Origin of the sequence: Candidatus Electronema sp. PJ (genome assembly GCF_048287395.1) — a bacterium.
Taxonomy (GTDB): Bacteria; Desulfobacterota; Desulfobulbia; order Desulfobulbales; family Desulfobulbaceae; genus Electronema.
Genome location: NZ_JBLWEO010000040.1, coordinates 40230 through 60327 on the forward strand (window position 1 = coordinate 40230; position 20098 = coordinate 60327).

The following is a 20098-nucleotide window of genomic DNA, read 5'->3' on the forward strand; positions in this document are numbered from 1 at the left end:
GAAGGAAGCAGAAAGGAAGCGGGCTGCCGCAAGCCCGCTTTCCTCAAACCCGGCAGCGGTGCGGCTCTTTAGGCTTTGCCTTCTTCCAACACCGCCTTGCGGCTCAGACGGATGCGGCCCCGACTATCAACATCCAGTACCTTAACCTTGATCCGATCTCCTTCCTTGAGAACATCTTCAACCTTGTTCACCCGCTGCACGGCCAGCTCAGAAATATGCACCATGCCGTCTGTACCTGGCAGGATTTCGACAAATGCACCGAAATCCTTGATCGTCTTAACCAGACCATCATATACCCTGCCGACCTCCGGCATGGCGGTCATCCCTTCAATCCGGGCGATCAGAGCAGCGGCGGATTCATTGGTCTTAGAGAAGATTTTGATTGTGCCATCATCATCCACGTCGATTTTGGCATCAAACTCGGCGGTCAGCTCACGAATGATCTTACCGCCTGGCCCGATGATATCGCGGATTTTGTCTTGGCTGATCTTCATGGTGACATAACGCGGCGCATGATCAGAAATTTCTGTGCGCGGAATGCCAAGTGCTTCTTCCATCTTGCCGAGGATATGCAGGCGACCCTCCTTGGCTTGAGCCAAGGCATTACCCATGATATCGCGACTCACACCATCGATTTTGATGTCCATCTGCAAAGAAGCGATACCAGAAGCCGTACCCACAACCTTGAAATCCATGTCGCCGAGATGATCTTCGTCGCCAAGGATATCGGTCAGCACCACGATTTTGTCGCCTTCTTTGATTAGCCCCATTGCCACACCAGAAACTGGGGCTTTAATCGGTACACCCGCATCCATCAGGGCTAAACTACCGCCGCAAACCGTGGCCATTGACGAAGAGCCGTTAGACTCCAGCACTTCTGAAGTCACTCGCATGGTGTAGGGAAAATGAGCAGGATCTGGTAATACAGCCTCAATGCCTCGGCGGGCTAAGGTGCCGTGGCCAATGTCACGGCGGCTCGGGCCACGCAGGGCACGTACCTCGCCCACACAGAACGGCTGGAAATTATAATGGAGCATGAAGCGGCGATAGACATCGCCGGTCAGTCCTTCAATGTGTAACTCATCCCGCTCAGAACCCAGCGTGGCAACCACCAGAGCCTGGGTTTCACCGCGCGTGAAGAGTGCCGAGCCATGTGCCTTGGGCAGCACCCCAACTTCACAGGTAATAGGACGCACCTGATCATGGCGGCGACCGTCTAAGCGGATGCCCTGATTGACGATGCGGTCGCGCATAATCTTTTTCCGGTATGCGTCGAGCATATCGGCAACTTCGTCTTCCTTTTTATACAGCTCTGGCTCAATGCCCGCCAGCACTTCCGCTTTGAGGGCATCGTAGCGACTGCTGCGCTCCATTTTCTCGGCTGTGGCAACGACGGCCTCTATCCCTGCGGCAGCCAGCTCTTCTACTTTGCTCTTCAGGGCTTCGTTGACCACCGGCGGGGTGACAGTCCGTTTGGGCTTGCCCGCTTCAGCCTGAAGTTGTTTCTGGGTCGCGATCAGCGACTGAAGTTCTTGATGCGCAAAGAAAATCGCATCTAGCACCACTTCCTCGCTTAACTCAGCGGTGCGACCTTCTACCATGATCACAGCGGCTTCGGAACAGGCCACTACCAGATTCATGGCTGACTGCGCGAGCTGGCTCTTGCTGGGATTAAGGACGTACTGCCCGTCAATATAACCGACTTTGGCTGCGGCAACCGGCCCGTTCCAAGGAATATCGGAAAGCATCAAGGCCGCTGAAGCGCCGTTCATGGCTAAAATATCGGGATCAATCTCCTGCTCTGCCGAAAAGACAGTGGCAATGAGCTGGGTTTCTGCCCGGTAGCCTTTGGGAAACAAAGGCCGCAGCGGTCGGTCGATCAAGCGGCTGGTCAAAATTTCCTTTTCGGAAGGCCGTCCGATTTCGCGACGGAAATAGTTGCCCGGAATCCGGCCTGCGGCATACAGCCGTTCCTGATATTCTATAGTCAAGGGCATGAAGCCCATGTCTTCTTTTTCTCTTTTCTCTGCCACCACCGTGACCAGCACCATCGTATCCCCGCAGGAAACCAACACGGAGCCGTCAGCCTGCTTGGCCATTTTGCCGGTCTCAAACACCATGTTACGACCGCCGATCTCAACTTCTGTTTTCTTGTACATGCAAACTCCTTTGCGTTCAGCTATCCCGGGCTGATGGCCGGGTCTTTTCTTCTGTGTTATTTGGTCAAATTATTTATTGGCATCCTCTTTTCCGCTGATAAACATCGAGGCTGCCACACCTGTGCAGAGGATGGTAGCAATGATACCTAGAGAAACTGTGGTCGGAATCGAATACGAATGCGATAGGATCATCTTTACGCCGACATAGGCCAGCACGAAAACCAGACTGAGTTTCAAATAGCGGAACTTGTCAATCAGTGCGGCCAAAGCAAAATACAACGAGCGGAGACCGAGAATGGCAAAAACATTCGAGGTGAAGACGATAAAGGGGTCGGTAGTGACGGCGAAAATTGCTGGAATGGAATCCACAGCAAATAAAACATCTGTGCTTTCAACAATCAGCAGCACCAAAAACAGCGGCGTGATGGCTTTTTTGCCGTTCATGGTCGTGAAAAACTTTTGCCCTTCAAAGGTCGGGGAGACGGGAAACAATCTTCTTGCCACTTTGATCAGAATGTTTTTCTCAGGCTCAATTTCTTCATCTCCCGCAAAAAGCATTTTAATTGCGGTAAGAATGAGAAAGCCACCAAAGACATAAATCATCCAGTCAAATTGTTGAATCAAGGCGGTTCCGGCAAGGATCATTGCGCCACGCATGACCAAGGCACCCAAGATGCCCCAGAACAAGACCCGGTGCTGATATTTCCCCTCCACTTTGAAATAGGAAAATATCATGGCAATAACAAAAATATTATCTAAGCTTAGAGACTTCTCAATGATATAACCAGTGAAAAACTTCAGGGCCGCATCTTTACCGGATTTTAGCGCATGTTCACCTATGCCGATGCCCAGCCAATTATGGCTGTAGGCATAATAAATGAAGACATTAAAGAGAAGGGCGAGAAAAACCCAGAAAATCGTCCACTGGATGGCTTCTTTGGCATTAATGACCTTATCCTGCTTATGAAATACGCCCAGATCAAGAAAGAGCAGGGAAAGAATGAGCAGGATGAAGAGAAGCCAAGGAAGAAGCATGGGAATATTTTGTCAATCTGTTGATAAAAACTACGTCTCCAGCCGAAACACGGCTGGAGACAAAAAACATAACTGCTGACTGCTACTTCCTAATACCCAAAGCCTGAATCACTGTGCGGTAGCGATTGATGTCCTTTTTTCGCAGGTATTGGAGCAGGCTGCGCCGCTGGCCAACCAATTTCAGCAGACCTCGGCGAGAATGATGGTCCTTGACATGCGTCTGGAAATGCTCGGTAAGATAGGTGATCCGGTCGGAAATCAGCGCGATCTGCACTTCTGGCGAACCGGTGTCGCCCTCATGGGCAGCGAATTTGCCGATGATTTCTTTTTTCTTTGTTGTGTCTTGTGCCATGATAAGCCTCCAAAGAAGGGTGTCCTTCTGCTGTCGGCAAAGCTTATTTTCCTCTGCCTCGCCGGAGTCTGGATACATAATTGCCTGCTGCTCCGCACCTGAGGAATGAGATGCGGGAGGCAATCCGCTGCTTCGCCCTTTGCGGAACAGCTGTTTTATTCACAAGAATGGTTGAGTTCATAGTACAACCAGCAGCCATCAGGTTGCAGCAAGAAACGAACCGTTTTCCTGAGTTGTCATGCGCTCTTCGACATCTTCCGTAGGTTGTGAAAGAGCTGTGCTACGATGCCAGGGAAGAGTATCGCTCGTTGGCCAAGAAGTTTAGCTCGGCCAAAGAGGAGTTCTACCGACTGGCAAAGGAGTTGTACTCGGCAGAAAAGGAATTCGGCTTGGCCAAACTGCTTTCCTGTTGAGCCACAAAGGAGTTTGGCCAAGTACAACTCCTTTCTAACTCGGCAAGATTCCTTTGTAGCTCAACAAAACTCCTTTCCAGGTCAGTACGACTCCTCTTTGGCTCAGTTCAACTCCTTTTCTAGTCGCTACAACTTCTCTGTTGCCAAGCCAAACTCCTTTGCCAACGAGCAAGAAAAGAATATTTTCTCAGCGTTACATAAAAAAACGCACCGCTTCTTCTTGACGTGTTGGCTTCTGGAAGATATCTATTGCGGCTCAGTCCGGGCCAACGCCTTCTCTACCGTCAGCATTCCAGCCTGGAGCAGGGCAAGTGCGTCTGAGCCAGAAAAAAGCTGTACCCCGTCAACCGCCTCCTCGACCGTAAAACCTCCGTTGTAGGTACGGCGCAAGGCGGTGAGATGTGCCCCACAGCCTAGTCTGCGGCCTATATCTGCTGCCAGCACTCGGATGTACGTGCCTCGGCTGCATGAGACAGTCACCGCAAGCTGGGCCGTCACCGTATCATAGTTGTGCAAGTCGAGGCTATAAATTTCAATGGGCTTGGCCTCTTTCTCGATCACAATGCCTTGACGGGCGTAGTGATAAAGCGGCTTACCCTGATATTTGGCCGCTGAATAGGCGGGCGGGGCCTGTAGCTGCGGACCGACAAATTCCGCCAGCAGGGTGGCTATGCCCTCGGCAGTCAGTTCTGGCACTGGCTTGACCGCTGTTACCCGACCTTCCAGGTCAAGGGTATCGGTCTCCTGACCAAGCTGGAGAACAGCGTGATACGTCTTCCGGCCTCCCATAAACTGGTCAATATGCCGGGTTGCCTCGCGGCCAACACAGAGAATCAGCAGGCCACTGGCAAACGGATCCAAGGTACCAGTGTGTCCAATCTTTTTAATACCCAACAGTCGCCGCAGCTTCTGCACGACGGCAAAAGAAGTCATGCCAACAGGCTTGTCAACCAGCACAACCCCAGCGGCAGATTCGATAGCGTCTCTCTTCAGTTCGACCAATCAAAGACTTCCTTGCCGCAGAGCCTGCTCTAACACCGGCAAGAGCATGTCCCGCACCTGCTCCATGCTGCTACCGTGGAGACGAAAGCCTGCCGCATTTTTATGGCCGCCGCCGCCAAACTGCGCCGCTGCCCAGGCCACATCGCAGTCACCCTTGGCCCGTATGCTGACCGAAACCTCGTCGTCCTTTCGCTCCTTGAGAAAAACTGCCGCTCGCACTCCTTTGATAGAACGCGGGAAGTTAATCAGGCCGTCGCAGTCCTCATAGTCAGTGCCAGTGGTTTCCAGCATTTTCCGGGAAACCTGAATAACCGCAACTTGGTCGTCGAAAAAAGTTTGGAGAGTGGACAGCACAAGCTGCATGAGCTGAAGGCTGCCAAAGGAGGCATTATCGTAAAGTCGCTCGCTGATCAGGGCAGGCTTGACTCCCCGGTTGAGCAGGCGGCTGGCAACGGCTAGAGTATGCGCTGAGGTACAGTTGTACTGAAATGAACCAGTATCGGTAACGATGGCGGTGTAGAGGCATTCGGCGGCTTCCAGTGACAGCTCCTCGGCTGCACCCAACTCAACCGCCAGATCATAGACCATCTCGCCAGTCGAGGAGCGATGCGGCTCAATCCAGTGCAGATCGCCAAAGCCACTGTTGCCTTGATGGTGGTCAATAACCAGAAAGGGCTTGATCTCGCGCAGGACGGCCCCATTTTTGCCCAACCTGGCCATGTCGCCGCAGTCCAAGCAGATGCCCATGATATCCTGGCCGCATTCTCCAGCAAACGTATGGATACGGTCAATATCCGTTTCTAACCGTAGCCCAGCAGCAAGGACACTGTGGACTTCTGTAGGCATCTCCTCAAGATAACAAACCGCTTGCTTGCCCATTTGGGTGAGAATTCTAGCCAAGCCAAACAGCGATCCCAGCGCGTCACCATCAGGACGGACATGGGTAGCTAACACGAAATTGTGAACTGCTTCTATGGCCTGCCGGGCTGCTTTTCTATTCACTTTCCCCGCTGTCTTCGGTTTTCTGTTCCTGGTTGATCTCTCTGAAGAGCCGTTCGATCCGCTCCATCTCCTCGTTCTGCCGATCATGAAAGAAGAGTAGCTCTGGCGTGCAGCGCATGTTCAGAGTGCGGGCCAAATGTGAGCGAAAAAAACCACCGGCCTTCCGCAATGCCTTAAGCACTTCAGTGGCATTGAAACCTTCTGGCACGGTGAACCAGACTTTCGCCTGCTTCAGGTCAGGCGTGACCTGTGCCCTGGAAAAGGCCACCCGCGCTAGCCGTGCATCCCGCGCCTCCTGGCGCAGTAGCACGGACAGCTCTTGGAGCACTGCCTCACCGATCCGTTCAGGACGGGTGCTTTTTGGTCTGCCCAGGCCGGGCAGGGTGAAGTTGAAATCCTGCCTGATCATAAGGGGCTGCCCTCCTTACAGCGTGGCGGCGATTTTATCGACATGGAAGGCTTCCAGAATGTCGCCTACCTTGACATCGTTGTATTTATCAATCCCGATGCCACACTCATAACCTGCTGCGACATCTTTCATGTCATCCTTGAAACGACGCAGCGAGACAATTTTACCAGTATAGATGACGACGGAATCGCGCAGCACCCGAACATGCGCACTTCGCTCGATCTTGCCCTCAACTACCTGACAACCGGCAATGGTACCCACTTTGGGTACAGAGAAGGTCTCACGTACTTCGGCAGAACCGATCACCCGTTCCCGCAACTCAGGATCGAGCATTCCAGCCATCGCCTTTTCAATGTCTTCAAGAGCATGGTAGATGACATCGTAGGTGCGAATATCAACATGCTCACGCTCGGCCAGCTCTTTCACCTTAGCTGAGGGCCGTACGTTGAAGCCAATGATCACCGCCTCTGAGGCCGAAGCCAGCAGAATGTCGTTCTCGGTGATCGCGCCCGCTCCCTCGTGCAATACCCGTACCCGGACTATATCGGTGGAGAGATTTTCTGCTGCCTGGCCAAAAGCCTGGAGAGTGCCCTGTACGTCGGCACGCAGCACCACGCGCAGCTCCTTCATACTCTGCTCGGCCATCTTCTCGAACAGATTGTTGAGCGAGACCTTAGAGGCAGCAGCCAGCTCCAACTCACGCAGCTTGAGCTGACGGGCATCGGAGACTGCTTTGGCCATTTTTTCGTCTTTGACGACCATGAACTCGTCGCCTGCTTGCGGCACGCCAGCCAGTCCCTGCACCTCGACCGGAATCGACGGCCCGGCTTCAGTGACCTGTTCACCGCGTTCGTTCATCAGGCTGCGTACTTTACCACTGAATTGACCGGCGATAAAGTAGTCGCCAGGTCGTAACGTACCTTCCTGCACCAACACTGTGGCTACTGGCCCACGACCTTTGTGGAGCTGGGCCTCAATGACCGTACCGCGTGCTTTTCGGGCAGGATCAGCAGTCAGTTCGAGAATTTCAGCCTGTAGCTGAATGCTCTCCAGCAACTCGGCAATGCCGAGGCCTTTCTTGGCTGAGGTCTCGCAGAAAATCGTACTGCCGCCCCAGGCCTCTGGGATGAGGCCAAAATCGCCCAGCTCACGGATAACCCGCGCTGGATCGGCATTGTCTTTGTCGATTTTATTGATCGCCACGACAATCGGCACCTCAGCGGCCTGAGCATGGGCTATAGCTTCCTTGGTCTGCTCCATCACGCCGTCATCCGCCGCTACTACCAGCACAACGATATCCGTGACTTTAGCACCACGGGCACGCATCTCGGTAAAGGCAGCATGGCCAGGAGTATCAACAAAGGTAATATCGCCAGACGGAGCCTGTACGTGATAAGCCCCAATGTGCTGAGTGATGCCACCTGCCTCGCCTGCGGCCACGTCCGTTCGACGTATCGCATCAAGAATTGAGGTTTTGCCATGATCAACATGGCCCATGACCGTGACCACTGGGAAGCGGAGTTTCCGCTCACCGCCTTTTTCTTCTTCGGCTTGGAGGGCTTCCACGCCCAGCTCTTCGGTCATCCCCTGGCCAACCTCGTAGCCAAAATCCGCAGCCACCAGTGCAGCGGTATCGACATCCAAAGCTTGGTTGAGAGTAGCCAGCACACCCAGCTTCATCAGCTTGGCAATGACCTCGCCTGCCTTGACACCCATTCGCTTGGCTAGATCACCAACACTGATAGTTTCAAAGACAGTGATCCGCCGCTTGATCGCTTTAGTTTCAGCGACTGGGACAGGCTGTGGTTTATTTTTGGCCCGCTTTTCCTTTTTACGCCGACCATGCAGAGGCATCAGCTCATCGCCGGTGCTGGAAATAGCCAGAGGCTGCCGTCCTCCCTTACCCCGGCTAATCTTGCCGCTTTTCTTAGCTCGACTATCCTCTTCCCCGCCCCCTGTCCCTACTCGCTTGCCGCCTTTCTTAGGTCGGCTGCTGCGATTTTTATCAGCAGCACCTGGAGCAGTAGTACCTGGAGATGCAGTGCTGGCCACCGCATCTCTTCGGGGAGGCCGTGGGGCAGCAGTAGCCGCGCCGCCGCCTTGTCCCTGCGGCCTAGCACTGCCGCTTGAACTGCCTGGACGACCTGATCTTCTTGGTTCCTCGGCAGCCACCGGAATTTCCACTTGACCGATAATTCGCGCCAAACCTTTAGCTCGTTTCGGCGGTTGAGGCCTGCCGTCACTCGCTTCTCTTTTCGGCCTATCAGCAGCAGAGACTACCTTGCCCTGTTCCGTTGGCACAGCCTCCTGCCCGGCAGCAACCTGCGCCTGCTGCTCTACCTCTGCCGCGCTTCGTTTTGCCGACTGCTCTGCAGCTGCTTTTGCCGCAGCCTCTTCTGCTTGCCGGGCAAGATATTCCTTCTGATCACGGGATCTGCGCCGGATCACCGACGCGCCTCTATCAGGCATGTCCGCACCTCTGTGTTTTACGCCGATGGGTTTGTCTGTCATCTCGGCAGTTGCCTTGCCCAGCACCTTGCGGCGGATATCGGCAGCCATGTCGTCATCCACTGTGGAACTGGGGCTTTTGATCGGATAGCCCATCTCCGCCAGCTTGTCTGCCAGTTCTTTACCTTTGAGACCGGCCTCTTTCGCCAAATCGTAAATGCGGATCCTGCTCATCAATTGCTCCCGTGACCTTTCTTGCCGTACGTAGTATAACTGCAATCTGTAGAGGCTTAAAGGCGAAACGCCCGCCGCAAGCCTTTTTTGTTCTTTTCTAGCCGGAGGCGACACTGGCCATTCTGGCAGCAATACACGCCCCGTCCCGGCAAGCATTTATCTTTGTCCTCGCGCAGACCATGATCATAAATCAACCGGATTAGCTCTGTGGTTGGCCGCTTTTGCCCGCAGCCCTTACAGGTGCGGATCGGGATATGCCCGCGCTTCAACTCAGTCTGCTAAGTCCTGTGGCATCCCGTTATCCACAGACTGCGACTCTAGCTCTGCTTTTGGCGGGGCAAAATCAGCGGCCTGGAGCTTTATCAGGGCGGCTTGATCTTCATCAACGCCGGTCAGCTCGGCAATTTCGCTCAGAGAGGCTGCTGCCAGCTTTGTTGCCGAGTCAATACCTGCCTCAGCCAGCTTATCAGCGGCTTCATCGTCGAGACCATCTATTTCCAGGAGAGTCTGATATCCAGGCCGGGTCATGTTCTCGTAATGCTGCTCGCTCTTCACATCAATCCGCCAGCTCAACAGGCGGGCCGCCAGGCGCACGTTTTGCCCTTGTCGGCCAATAGCCAAGGAGAGCTGGTCATCAGGTACGATGGCTAACAAGGAATGCCGATCTTCATCGACAATAACCATGCTGACCTCTGCTGGAGCCAAGGCATTGCTGACATATTTGGCTGGATCAGGACTCCAAGGAACTATATCGATGCGCTCACCTTGCAGTTCCTGCACCACATTCTGCACCCGCGCCCCTTTTACGCCGACACAGGCCCCAACAGGATCCACATCTGACTCAGAGGAGGTCACAGCGATTTTGGCTCGGAAACCTGGCTCGCGCGAAGCCCCCATAATCTTGACAATGCCTTCGGCGATTTCCGGCACTTCCAGCTCAAAGAGCTTGATCAGGAATTCATTGCAGGTACGGCTCAAGAGCAGCTGCGAGTCACGCGCATCATGGCGGACCTCCTGGAGATACGCCCGGATGCGGTCGCCCTGCTTGTAGGAACGTTTGGGAATTTGGCCCTCACGCGGCAGTACAGCATCGGTGCGGCCCAAGTTAACAATCATTTTACCCCGTTCAAACCGCTGAACTATGCCATCAACAATGGTGCCTTCCCGGTCGCGGAACATATCAAACACCACTTCCCGCTCTGCATCCCGCATCCGGTGGATGATCACCTGCTTGGCGGATTGCGCGGCAATCCGCCCCAGTTCAGCAACGTTGTCCAGTTTTTCGCCGAGATCTTCTTCTAACTCGATATCAGGAGCAAGTTTGCGGGCCTCATCAATGTGGATCTCCGACTCCTCATCCCAGACATCATCAACCACGGTGCGGTAACGGAAGACCTCGATCTCCCCCAGTTCCTCGTTGAACTGCACCTCCACATCGCGCTTGCCGCCGTATTTTTTCCGTACTGCCGAGCGCACTGCCTCTTCAATCGCCTCTACCATCAGAGTACGATCAATGCCTTTGTCGCGGCAGATCTGATCAAGTATTCTTTTTAATTCTGACATGCTCTTATCTCCCCTACTATCTGCTGCCTACTCTAGGCACAGACGGGCTTTCGCCATCGCTTCAAGATCAATCGTCATCTGTTCAGCATTGTCCAGAGCAAGCGTGATCTGTTTGTTGTCGATATCCGCTGCGGTTAAGATGCCAAAAAAGGCATACTCGCCACTTATCGGTTCATTGAGCTTAATTTTGACCCGGCGACCGACAAAGCGAACAAAATCCTCTGGCCGCTTGAGAGGTCGTTCTGCGCCAGGCGAGGAAATCTCCAGCATATAGGCATGACTGATGATATCCTCCACTTCTAAGCAGGCACTGAGCTGTCTGCTCACTGACGCGCAGATATCAACATTGATTCCGCCCTGTTCGCGGTCGATGAACAGCCGCAGTATCCAATGGCCAGACTCTTGCCGGAACTGCACCTCGAGCAGCTCCAGTCCCATTTCCTCGGTAATCGGGCGAGCCAAGCCCTCTACTGCTTTGATAATCCGGTCTGCTGCGCTCACAAGCTGCCTTCCTTTCTTCAGCTGGATTAATCCAGCGGCCATACCAATGCAAGAAACGCTTTCCTGCTCTGTAAAAAGACAATAAAAAAAGCGGGCATAGCCCACTTGCAAAAAACATCAAAATGCATTCCACTTTTCTACCCTATACAGCAGCAGAACCAGCGGGCTGATTGACAATTTCTCGGTACATGGAGCGGGTAACGGGGTTCGAACCCGTGGCCCCAAGCTTGGGAAGCTTGTGCTCTGCCAGCTGAGCTACACCCGCCCATCGCCGACCTTTTGTACAGCGGCAGCAAGCCAAAAAATTAGCTTACTGATGCGCTGCACCACTGTCAAGTCGTTTGGACAGTGCTTTATATAGCCAATATATTATTTCTTGTCAAGCAGCAATGCGCAAACATGGGCGAGCACAAGCGAAAAACCAAGCCTGGCCAGCAGTCACTTCACTGGCTCCCATTTTGCCTCTTCCCGCCAGTCCTGATCATCTTTTTTCATCAGGCGAAACTCGCAGCTCGCCACCTGGTCTTCCTTCAGGGTGACAATCACCATTTCCTGACTGGCAGGCGCAACCAGTTTGCCCATGAGAGGCAGGTTAGCCAGCTGGTTTTTCTGCTCCTCAGCGTACATATATTCCTCAACCCCTGGCGCAATAACGCGCCGACTGTCTGGCTCACCCAAATACCGCAACACATCTTTGCGGGTAGATTCCCCGGCCTTGATTAAAGCCGCATCTGAGGCCAAATGCCGGACTGGTTTATAGGAGCAAGCAACTGGCAGGACAAGGAAAAAAAGCGTCACGATAAGCATTCGCCACATAACAGGAACCTCCACGCAGGTTTTAAGGAAAAAAAGGCTGTACGGTTCACTTTACACGGTCTGGCTCTGATCTTCAATCTGGGTCTTTTTTGGGCGAGTTGCGCTGCATACCCGGTAAACAGGAAAAAACTGCGTGCTGCGCAGAAAATGCTCAAAATAATCTTCCTGATCTTGCTCAGGCAGTACCTTTCCAGCCAGTTGGCGCGGATAAGCAAGGAGTTTGGCTCGGTAAGAAAGGAGTTTTAGTCGGCAACAAAGGAGTTCTGCTTGGCCAAACTCCTTTGCAAGTCGGCAGAAGAGGAGTTTGGCCGACTACAACTCCTTTCCAAGTCGGCAAGACTCCTCTTTGGCCAAGCCAAACTCCTTTGTTACTCGGCCAGACTTCTTTCCTGCCAAGCCGAACTCCTTTGCTAGTCGGCAAAACTCCTTTCTGGCCGACTACAACTCCTTTGTTGCCGAGCCAAACTCCTTGGTGAGCGACTTAGATTCCTAAAGAACAAGCCTGGTTTGGCTGAATGCAGGCCAGGCAACAACATCGTGCTGGTTCTGTTCAACCTGATCTGAGTTGCAAAAAAAGGCAGCGCAAGCATATATGTTGCGTATCTGTTATGCAGGAGTTATGCTGTGCCAATACTGGCGCAAAAGAAGGCAACGCTCCGTATCTGCCCTGATAATTTTCCTATTGAGCTACTTTGCTTGTACCGAGAAACGGAGAGGTTACTCTGCGAGAGAGGTTGTATCTATTCAGCCATGCATCCTGCACCTGTTGACCTTGCCCTTTTTGATCGCCAGCACCTCTGGCACCCGTACACCTCGATGACCGAGCCAATGCCGGTGCATTGGGTGGAGTCAGCCCGTGGCGTGCGGCTCACATTGCAGGATGGCCGCGAGTTGATCGACGGGGTATCGTCGTGGTGGACGGCCATTCACGGCTACAGCCACCCAGTGCTGACTGCGGCCCTCTGTGCCCAAGCTGAGAAGATGGCCCATGTCATGTTTGGCGGCTTAACGCACGAACCAGCCGTGGAATTAGGCCGTCTCTTGGTTGAATTAACTCCTGCTGGGTTGGACAAGGTGTTCTTTTCCGATTCTGGCTCAGTGGCGGTTGAGGTTGCCTTGAAAATGGCCCTGCAATACCAGCAGGCCAGAGGGCTGCCAGAAAAACACCGCCTGCTCACGGTGCGCGGTGGCTATCATGGCGACACCTTTCATGCCATGTCAGTCTGTGATCCAGTGGCAGGAATGCATTCGTTGTTCCGTCGCATCCTGCCGCAGCAGTTTTTTGTCCCTCGTCCGCAAAGCCGCTTTGCTGACCACTGGCAGCCAGAAGAGCTGGCCGAGATCAGCGACCTGTTAGCCCAGCATCATGCGGAAATTGCCGCAATCATCATCGAGCCGATCTGCCAAGGTGCCGGTGGGATGTGGTTTTATCATCCCCAATATCTCCGTGAACTGCGCCAGCTCTGCACTCGCTACGATGTCTTGCTGATTTTTGACGAAATTGCCACCGGTTTTGGCCGTACTGGCAAGATGTTTGCCGCTGAACACAGCGATGGCATCAGTCCTGACCTCCTTTGTTTAGGTAAAGCCTTGACTGGCGGCTGCCTGACCTTGGCCGCAACCCTGTGCACCGAAAGCGTAGCGCAAACCATCTCCCAAGGTGAGCCAGGTGTCTTCATGCACGGGCCAACTTTTATGGCAAATCCCTTAGCCTGCGCCGTTGCAATCGCCTCCATCAAGCTGCTTCTGCACAGCAATTGGCAGGAAAAGATTGCCGCGATTGCGCAGCAGCTTCGCCAGGAACTCGAACCTGCCCGCAGCTTAGGAGATAAGGTCGCGGATGTGCGGGTCTTAGGAGCCATCGGCGTAATCGAGATGCGGCAGCCAGTAGATCTGGCTGCTCTCCAGCATTTTTTTGTCGAACAGGGGGTATGGCTGCGGCCTTTTGGCAGGCTGATTTATTTGATGCCGCCTTATATCATTTCCTCCAACGACTTAACTCAGCTCACTTCCGCTGCTGTCAAAGCGGCGCAGCTTCAACTCGTTTCTAACAAATCCCTGAGCAGGGCGCGGACATGGCAACTACCGTAGGCATACGCCGGTTTACTCGGATTAATTTCGAGCAAGATGTAAAGCTAGATTTCGGATCAACAAAATATGAGAAGAGTACTTGTAATCTTAGTATGGGTGGTCTGTGTGTAAAAGGCCATTTTGCGCAATTTGTAGGTGACGATTGCAAAATAGAGATGCGGCAAGCTGGGTCAGTTGGCCCAGTTGTAGATTTTCAGGCCAAAGGGAAAGTGGTCTGGATCAATGGCCAAAACATGGCTATCGAATTTACCGAGATGGAGTACGACAGTTTTCTCTTCCTGCAAACTGCCCTGCTGTATCAAGCAGAGGATCCATTGCTGGTTAGCAGTGAGTTTGGCCGGGATGTCAATTTTCAGGTACTTGAAGATGAAGAAGGATAAGGCGTTATTTTTTGACGACAACCGCCATGGCATCGCCGTAACTGAAGAAGCGATAGTTTTGGGCCACAGCCTCAGCGTAGGCAGCCAGCAGCCGTTCTCTCCCAACCAACGCTGAGACGAGAAAAAGCAAAGAGGACTGGGGCAGATGAAAGTTGGTGATCAGATTATCCACCACTTTAAACTGGTAGCCAGGATAGATATACAAGCCACAGAGGCCTGCAAACGGGGCAACCTGGCCAGTTGCATCAGCGGCGAACTCTAAGGTGCGGGCAGTGGTGGTGCCAACCACCCAAATTTTGCCGCCAGCGGCTCGTACTGAGTTGATTACCGCAGCGGTTTCCGCAGGAATGTGGACAAACTCCTTGTGCAGCTCATGTTGGCGGATGTCATCGCTGCGTACTGGCGCAAAGGTGCCATAACCCACATGGAGCGTGACCGCCGCCTGCTTTATTTCCTGTTTTTCCAGCTCGGCAAGCAGTCGGCGACTGAAATGCAGCCCAGCAGTCGGGGCTGCTACTGAGCCAACGTGGTAGGCATATTCGGTTTGGTAGCGGCAGGCATCAGCAGCGGTGCTGCCCTCTGGTCTTCTGATGTAGGGAGGAAGAGGAAGCTGGCCGTATTGCTCCAGTAATGCGGCAAGATCAGCAAGAGGCGAATGCAACAGGGTGACCCGGGCTTTGCCATCTGGCAACAGGGCCTCTACTCTGACCTGAAGGTCGTCAGCAAAGTACAGCAGGCTGCCCAACTGGGGTCGTTTGGAGCTGCGGAGCAAGGCTAAGGCTGTTGCCTCGCCTTGTTGGTCGCTGGCTTCAGGAAAATGAAGCAAAAGCAGCTCTACTCTGCCGCCGGTCTCCTTGGTACCCAAGAGTCTTGCCGGAAAAACCTTGGTATTGTTGACTACCAACAGGTCGCCAGGCTGGAGTATCTGGCCAATTTCGGCGAAGCGGCGGTGTGTTGTTTTGCTGTCCACACAATCGAGCACCAAAAGCCGGGACTCCTCCCGTTGCGCAACAGGCTGCTGGGCAATTAGGTGTTCTGGGAGAAAATAATCGTAGGATGACAGCCGGTATTCAGGCTGGAGATTGTCTTCCGGCATCATGCTGAAAATAGGTTGGGAGAAAAAAAAAGAGGGCTGCCGGACAGAATATCCGGCAGCCAAAAGACCCTAGCAGAGAAGGTTAGGGCATATCTGGTATTGTTTCATCTCGGACAGGATCACCATCTTTCGGCTCAGGTGAATAGCTTGCCTCGTCCTCTTGCGCAGGATCTGCGTGGTAGCCATAGTCTTCGGGGAGATATGGCTTGTCATAGGTGATGTCGCTGCTCTCATTGCAGAACGGAGCACAGTCATCGCTCTTGCTGGTATGTACCTTGACCTTGCTGTTGGTGCCGTCTGGGCCGGTTTCTACTGAGATGTTGATCTTGGTTTCCGTGCGGCTATTCTTGTAGTCTGGCGTGTTGTCCAGTACGGTGATTGATCGTTTAGTGCGGAGACTTTCCAAACCCTTTTGATCCACCGTGACACAGGAGATTGTCTTAGTGCCAGACTTGTCAAAGGTGAATGTGACATCTGTCCACTGAGGAAAATTGAACCAACCGGGGGGAACTCTTGTGTCAGAATCCTCAGCCCTGCATTTCACTTTGACCCGATCCCCATCAGAATCTCTGCCAGGCAAAACTGGCACACGTACCGGGATGTTCACGTACGCAGTAGCCGGATCAAGGCTAATTCGGGGCGGCTGCGGCGGAGCATTAGGCCGCTCTTTAACCCTAAGAGAACGGCTGGCCCAGGCACTGGAGCAGCAGTTATTCCGAGTCTTGCAGAAGATGGTCTTAATACCAGGTCGGTTAAAGCTGAAAGAAACATATTTTGTCGTGTCTGACCAAATCCTCTCAGACTCATAATAATTGCTCCGAGTTTGATTAGAGTCCTCGGCAAAGCACTGGAGCTGTACACCGTCACGACAAGAGTTCACCGTGACAGCGATACTAACCTGCTCATTAACCAAGACTGTCCGGGGACGATTATCAATCCGAGGCGGCTCTAGTCTGGAACCGCGCATTGGTTGATAGTCAACAAAGTCCTCACGAATGATCGGCCTGTCCGTGTGAGAAATTTCAGGGGACATATCAGGAGAGTCGCCGATCTTCAGCGGCCCAACCCACGCATGGCCATAGCTGTTAAACAAATAGGCATAGTAACTCTGGGTGGAGCTACGGTCATCTAAGGGGACAGTCAACCGGGCCGAGTTGTCACCTAACTGTACTATCTCCGAAGCAAGCGACTTGCCATTGGTGCTACTGATTCTGATGGAAATGTTGCTCTCTGTGTTGAAGCACAGACCGTCCTTCTTGCGGACAGTAAAGCGAGCCGACGAGCCATGCAACTCTACGGACATTTCAAGAATTGATCCCCACGTGCCACCGCCGTCTTTGATCAACTTAACATTCGGGCCATATCCGGCAGATGCGCTACCAGCTACCGCCAAGAAAAAGGAGAGAAAGAATATGAACGTAAACAGGCTGCGCTCAGGCTGTGCTGCGCCCCTTCTGTCTGTTCTGCTGCAAGAAAAGATCATGACCGGCCTCCTCCATGTTGATGAAAATTGCCGCTTCCAAGGTTCTGGTTGTATTATACCTGCGGAAAGGCTTTGCGCATAGCCTATTCTTGCCCCAGGAGACGGCCTGATCATGACGATACTCATCGCGGCAGCGACTGAATTTGAGATGCAGGCTTTTGCGGTTGCTGAGAGAGAGGATGCCTTTATCCTGCGACTACTCACCGGCGTTGGGCCAATGGAGACAGCTTTTGCCCTGACCTCTCTGCTCGACCGTTATGCCGGACAGATCAACGCCGTGGTGAATTTCGGCATAGCCGGGGTGTATCCTGACAAGGCTGCCGGGCTGTTGGACATCTGCTTGGCAGAGCAGGAAGTGCTGGGCGATTTAGGACTCTGGCTGCCAGAGCGGATTGAACGTTTTGCCGAACGGGGCTTGGAGGTAAAAGACCGTTTTGTTCTTGATCTGAGGTTACGCAGGGTTACTGAACACGCTTTGCAGCAGGCAGGCCTGGTCTGTCAAACCGGAACCTTTGTTACGGTGAATTGCGCCAGTGGTACGGAAGCAAGAGCGCGAATCCTAGGCCAACAATTTCAGGGATTGTGCGAGAATATGGAAGGTGCAGCTGTAGCGAGAGTCTGCGAAGCCTTTGGTTTACCCTGTGTGGAGCTACGCTGCATCAGCAATATGGCCGGAGAGCGGGATAAACAAAAATGGCAGCTCCGAGAAGCCTGTAGTAGGGCAGGAAAAGCAGCTGCCGCAGCAGTCTCCTCCCTGCTGCGGCAAGACTGAAAGAAGTATCTCCTTCAGCCTGGAGAATGAGCCAAGTTAACCGTTTTTGATCATCAGCGTGAGGCCAGGTCGAAGCGCGTTGTCACCAAGACTATTCCAGTCTTTGATCTCCTTGGCAGAGACTTGCAGCTTCTTGGAGATGGACCAGAGTGAGTCGCCATTGCGCACTTTGTAGTAACTCACCGTGTCCTCTTTCTCCTTGTCCGCCTTCTGCTTTTTGCTGCCAGACAATACCACCACTGCCCCAGCCTTCTTCTGCGGCGCAGCCTGATGCAGCCAGGCTTCCGCGCCAGGCTTTTGTTTGGTTCCTACGGCAGTCAGTTCAATGACATCTTTTTGAGAAGAGGTCTCCTCTGTTACGGCGGCAGCCACCTGCACTTTCTCCTGTGCCGGATAAACAGTCAGCTCTTGCCCAGCTTTGACCTTGCCTGCCTTGTTGAGCTTGTTCCACTTCATCAGCATTGCCACCTGCACATGATACTTCTCGCCGACATCAGACAAGGTTTCGCCCTTCTTCAGCTTGTGCGTGATCTTTTCCCCAGATGCACCCTCTTCTACTGCTGCAAGCTGCTGGCCAGAGGCTTGCTCGCTCTTCACGAGCGCAATCTGCTCTGTAGCGGAGGAGGAAGGAACGCGCAGCACCTGTCCGGCCTTCAGCTTGGATGAACGCAGGCTGTTAACCTTGAGGAGCGCGGTCATGCTGATGCCGTACTTTTTGCTGATCTGCTGGAGGGTCTCGTTTTTGGCGACTTTGTGGCTGGTGTACTCAGAGGCGGGAACGGCAGGATGGGCAGCTGCAACCTGAACGGCCTTAGGCAGATTCGCCGCCACTAGTGCGCTGCGGCCTACAGGTACCTTCAGCAGCCAGCCACCTCTGTTCGCTGGAATTTGGTCTTTCAGTAAATCGTTGTTGAGGCTGCGGAGCTGCTCAACGCTCACCGACGCGCTGGCTGCCACTGCCTTCAAATTCGTGCCAGACGGCACCCGCACCAGTTCATATTGGCTAGGCCGCAGCTGCCTGATACTTCTGAAGCCGTATTGCTCCGGGCTACTGGCGATCAAGGCCGCAGCAATCATTTGCGGTACATAACGCTTGGTCTCTAGCCGCAAATAATCCTGTTGAGCTAAGTCCCAAAAATTGTTAACCCTGTACCGTTTCAAGCCCCGCTCAACTGCACCCTCACCTGCATTGTAAGCAGCTATCGCAAGGTGCCAGTCGCCGAACTGCCGATACAAAGCCTTCAGATAAGCAGCTGCCGCTTTGGTCGATTTTTCCGGATCGCGGCGTTCATCTGCCACGGAATCCACTCGCAGGCCAAAATTACGGCCTGTACTAGGGACAAATTGCCAGATCCCAGAGGCGTGAGAGGGTGAATAGGCAGAGGGATTAAAGCCAGATTCGATCATAGCCAGATAGGCGAGTTCTAATGGCAGCCCGGCTTTTTCTAACTCGGCGGTAATGAAGGGCATGTACAGTGAAGAACGCTCCAGCCAGCGACTAAAATGCCGCCGCTGCTTGCCCTGAAAAAGATTCAGGTAAAATTGCACCTGCCGATTGACGACCATCGGGAAACAACCCACGCCCCGGGCTGCCACTTTGTTTTTGACCGACTTTAGTGCAGCAGCTGTCTCGACTGGTTGCGGCAAAGGAGTATTGACCAGCGGCACGGCTGGTCTGTCTGGCCCTTCAATGACCGCTGTCTTGATGGTGTTCAGCTGGCACTGGACAGCTTGGCTGCCATCCACATTTTCTGCCTTCCAGTCACCGGTTTTTTTCAGGGCCTCCAGCTCTTCCTTCAGCTCCGCTTCCGATTCAACTAAGGCAGGTCCCGGCTCATCAGATCCTGACTCTTGAGTAGCGGCTTGTGCTGGCTGCTGAGGGGTGACCGCTTGCAGTTGCTGCACAGCAGCAGGCTGGGCTGCCTTCTGTTGCTGCTCCTGCTGGGCAAAATAACGTTCAACAATGAGTCGTAACTGTTCAGCCTCGTCATCAGCCTGCATTTTTTTCTGGTCAGCACCCTGCACGCTGGCCGTGCTGACTGGTGAACAGCCCGCAGGCAGGGCAAGTGGAACCAGTAGCATGATGTATGAGATGACTTTCTTTGTTTTCTTCATATAACAGAACGCTCCAGTGTCGGATGAGAGGATACCCTCCTGATTACTTAAGGGTTATCCTGCTGATTAATGGATTCTTTTAGAGGAAACCATCTGGCGCGGACAGCAGGGCTGCTATCCATCTTCCCCTTCTACCATAGAACGATAATGTTTTACAAGGAAAAACATGTCGTTGATCAACAAAATGACAAGCCTGTAGATTTTCCGCCCGCATTTCAAGATCTTCC

At 53.3% G+C, this 20098-nt stretch carries 19 protein-coding genes and 1 tRNA gene; 5 read left to right on the top strand and 15 right to left on the bottom strand.

Annotated elements, in window-relative coordinates:
- Nucleotides 1–68 precede the first annotated feature (68 nt).
- The 3 genes from pnp to rpsO all read right to left on the bottom strand — a co-directional run bounded on the left by pnp (nt 69) and on the right by rpsO (nt 3546).
- Nucleotides 69–2159, bottom strand: a complete 2091-nt coding sequence (gene pnp, locus ACNKIB_RS05870) for a polyribonucleotide nucleotidyltransferase (RefSeq protein WP_417909615.1) — start codon at nt 2157–2159, stop codon at nt 69–71.
- 69 nt (nt 2160–2228) lie between these two features.
- Entirely contained in the window at nt 2229–3194 is a 966-nt protein-coding gene (locus ACNKIB_RS05875; protein ID WP_417909616.1) for a TerC family protein, read from the bottom strand.
- A gap of 82 nt (nt 3195–3276) precedes the next feature.
- Nucleotides 3277–3546 carry a 30S ribosomal protein S15 gene (rpsO, locus tag ACNKIB_RS05880; RefSeq protein WP_417909617.1) on the bottom strand — a complete coding sequence of 90 codons (270 nt, stop codon included), beginning with the start codon at nt 3544–3546 and terminating at the stop codon, nt 3277–3279.
- A gap of 266 nt (nt 3547–3812) precedes the next feature.
- Between rpsO and ACNKIB_RS05885 the strand changes: the two genes are divergently transcribed.
- Complete coding sequence (locus ACNKIB_RS05885; protein WP_417909618.1) at nt 3813–3959, top strand: hypothetical protein; 147 nt, start codon at nt 3813–3815, stop codon at nt 3957–3959.
- A gap of 246 nt (nt 3960–4205) precedes the next feature.
- On the opposite strand, the gene truB is transcribed toward ACNKIB_RS05885, so the two are convergent.
- From truB to ACNKIB_RS05930, 9 genes are all read right to left on the bottom strand, one after another.
- Nucleotides 4206–4961 (bottom strand): tRNA pseudouridine(55) synthase TruB, encoded by a 756-nt coding sequence (gene truB / locus ACNKIB_RS05890; RefSeq protein ID WP_417909619.1) that lies wholly within the window; start codon nt 4959–4961, stop codon nt 4206–4208.
- A complete protein-coding gene (locus ACNKIB_RS05895; protein WP_417909620.1) occupies nt 4962–5963 on the bottom strand; it encodes a DHH family phosphoesterase in 1002 nt (333 codons plus the stop codon). It lies immediately after the preceding gene.
- The gene (gene rbfA, locus ACNKIB_RS05900) at nt 5956–6372 is read right to left on the bottom strand and encodes a 30S ribosome-binding factor RbfA (protein WP_417909621.1); all 417 of its coding nucleotides are present in this window, start codon (nt 6370–6372) and stop codon (nt 5956–5958) included. The genes ACNKIB_RS05895 and rbfA overlap by 8 nt, the downstream gene beginning before the upstream one ends.
- Nucleotides 6373–6387: 15 nt before the next feature.
- Nucleotides 6388–9054, bottom strand: a complete 2667-nt coding sequence (gene infB / locus ACNKIB_RS05905) for a translation initiation factor IF-2 (RefSeq protein ID WP_417909622.1) — start codon at nt 9052–9054, stop codon at nt 6388–6390.
- 56 nt (nt 9055–9110) lie between these two features.
- On the bottom strand, nt 9111–9323 hold the full coding sequence (locus tag ACNKIB_RS05910; RefSeq protein ID WP_417909623.1) for a YlxR family protein: 213 nt from the start codon (nt 9321–9323) through the stop codon (nt 9111–9113).
- Between the two features lies 1 nt (nt 9324).
- Nucleotides 9325–10617 (bottom strand): transcription termination factor NusA, encoded by a 1293-nt coding sequence (nusA, locus tag ACNKIB_RS05915; RefSeq protein ID WP_417909624.1) that lies wholly within the window; start codon nt 10615–10617, stop codon nt 9325–9327.
- A gap of 27 nt (nt 10618–10644) precedes the next feature.
- Nucleotides 10645–11118 (bottom strand): ribosome maturation factor RimP, encoded by a 474-nt coding sequence (gene rimP / locus ACNKIB_RS05920; RefSeq protein ID WP_417909625.1) that lies wholly within the window; start codon nt 11116–11118, stop codon nt 10645–10647.
- A 189-nt stretch (nt 11119–11307) separates the two neighbouring features.
- A tRNA-Gly gene (locus ACNKIB_RS05925) sits at nt 11308–11383 on the bottom strand.
- A gap of 173 nt (nt 11384–11556) precedes the next feature.
- Nucleotides 11557–11934 (bottom strand): hypothetical protein, encoded by a 378-nt coding sequence (locus ACNKIB_RS05930; RefSeq protein ID WP_417909626.1) that lies wholly within the window; start codon nt 11932–11934, stop codon nt 11557–11559.
- Nucleotides 11935–12201: 267 nt separating this feature from the next.
- On the opposite strand from ACNKIB_RS05930, the gene ACNKIB_RS05935 reads away from it, so the two are divergent.
- The 3 genes from ACNKIB_RS05935 (at nt 12202) to ACNKIB_RS05945 (ending at nt 14405) form a co-directional block, all read left to right on the top strand.
- Nucleotides 12202–12348 carry a hypothetical protein gene (locus tag ACNKIB_RS05935; protein WP_417909627.1) on the top strand — a complete coding sequence of 49 codons (147 nt, stop codon included), beginning with the start codon at nt 12202–12204 and terminating at the stop codon, nt 12346–12348.
- Between the two features lie 336 nt (nt 12349–12684).
- The gene (gene bioA, locus ACNKIB_RS05940) at nt 12685–14025 is read left to right on the top strand and encodes an adenosylmethionine--8-amino-7-oxononanoate transaminase (RefSeq protein WP_417909628.1); all 1341 of its coding nucleotides are present in this window, start codon (nt 12685–12687) and stop codon (nt 14023–14025) included.
- Nucleotides 14010–14405: a PilZ domain-containing protein gene (locus ACNKIB_RS05945; protein ID WP_417909629.1), complete on the top strand. Its 396-nt coding sequence runs from the start codon at nt 14010–14012 to the stop codon at nt 14403–14405. The genes bioA and ACNKIB_RS05945 overlap by 16 nt, the downstream gene beginning before the upstream one ends.
- 4 nt (nt 14406–14409) lie before the next feature.
- Here the strand turns inward: ACNKIB_RS05945 and queA are convergent, their stop codons facing one another.
- Together queA and ACNKIB_RS05955 are read right to left on the bottom strand one after the other, a co-directional pair.
- The gene (gene queA / locus ACNKIB_RS05950; RefSeq protein WP_417909630.1) at nt 14410–15504 is read right to left on the bottom strand and encodes a tRNA preQ1(34) S-adenosylmethionine ribosyltransferase-isomerase QueA; all 1095 of its coding nucleotides are present in this window, start codon (nt 15502–15504) and stop codon (nt 14410–14412) included.
- A 79-nt stretch (nt 15505–15583) separates the two neighbouring features.
- A complete protein-coding gene (locus ACNKIB_RS05955) occupies nt 15584–16984 on the bottom strand; it encodes a hypothetical protein (protein ID WP_417909631.1) in 1401 nt (466 codons plus the stop codon).
- A 112-nt stretch (nt 16985–17096) separates the two neighbouring features.
- Here ACNKIB_RS05955 and mqnB point away from each other — a divergent pair, with 112 nt between their 5' ends.
- On the top strand, nt 17097–17756 hold the full coding sequence (mqnB, locus tag ACNKIB_RS05960; RefSeq protein WP_417909632.1) for a futalosine hydrolase: 660 nt from the start codon (nt 17097–17099) through the stop codon (nt 17754–17756).
- A 36-nt stretch (nt 17757–17792) separates the two neighbouring features.
- On the opposite strand, the gene ACNKIB_RS05965 is transcribed toward mqnB, so the two are convergent.
- Nucleotides 17793–19871, bottom strand: a complete 2079-nt coding sequence (locus tag ACNKIB_RS05965) for a LysM peptidoglycan-binding domain-containing protein (protein WP_417909633.1) — start codon at nt 19869–19871, stop codon at nt 17793–17795.
- Between the last annotated feature and the right edge of the window lie 227 nt (nt 19872–20098).

Coding starts and splice junctions, on each gene's coding strand:
- pnp (WP_417909615.1), bottom strand. CDS start 2,159: ATGTACAAGAAAACAGAAGTTGAGATCGGCGGTCGTAACATGGTGTTT.
- ACNKIB_RS05875 (WP_417909616.1), bottom strand. CDS start 3,194: ATGCTTCTTCCTTGGCTTCTCTTCATCCTGCTCATTCTTTCCCTGCTC.
- rpsO (WP_417909617.1), bottom strand. CDS start 3,546: ATGGCACAAGACACAACAAAGAAAAAAGAAATCATCGGCAAATTCGCT.
- rbfA (WP_417909621.1), bottom strand. CDS start 6,372: ATGATCAGGCAGGATTTCAACTTCACCCTGCCCGGCCTGGGCAGACCA.
- infB (WP_417909622.1), bottom strand. CDS start 9,054: ATGAGCAGGATCCGCATTTACGATTTGGCGAAAGAGGCCGGTCTCAAA.
- nusA (WP_417909624.1), bottom strand. CDS start 10,617: ATGTCAGAATTAAAAAGAATACTTGATCAGATCTGCCGCGACAAAGGC.
- ACNKIB_RS05930 (WP_417909626.1), bottom strand. CDS start 11,934: ATGTGGCGAATGCTTATCGTGACGCTTTTTTTCCTTGTCCTGCCAGTT.
- bioA (WP_417909628.1), top strand. CDS start 12,685: ATGCATCCTGCACCTGTTGACCTTGCCCTTTTTGATCGCCAGCACCTC.
- ACNKIB_RS05945 (WP_417909629.1), top strand. CDS start 14,010: ATGGCAACTACCGTAGGCATACGCCGGTTTACTCGGATTAATTTCGAG.
- queA (WP_417909630.1), bottom strand. CDS start 15,504: ATGATGCCGGAAGACAATCTCCAGCCTGAATACCGGCTGTCATCCTAC.
- ACNKIB_RS05955 (WP_417909631.1), bottom strand. CDS start 16,984: ATGATCTTTTCTTGCAGCAGAACAGACAGAAGGGGCGCAGCACAGCCT.
- mqnB (WP_417909632.1), top strand. CDS start 17,097: ATGACGATACTCATCGCGGCAGCGACTGAATTTGAGATGCAGGCTTTT.
- ACNKIB_RS05965 (WP_417909633.1), bottom strand. CDS start 19,871: ATGAAGAAAACAAAGAAAGTCATCTCATACATCATGCTACTGGTTCCA.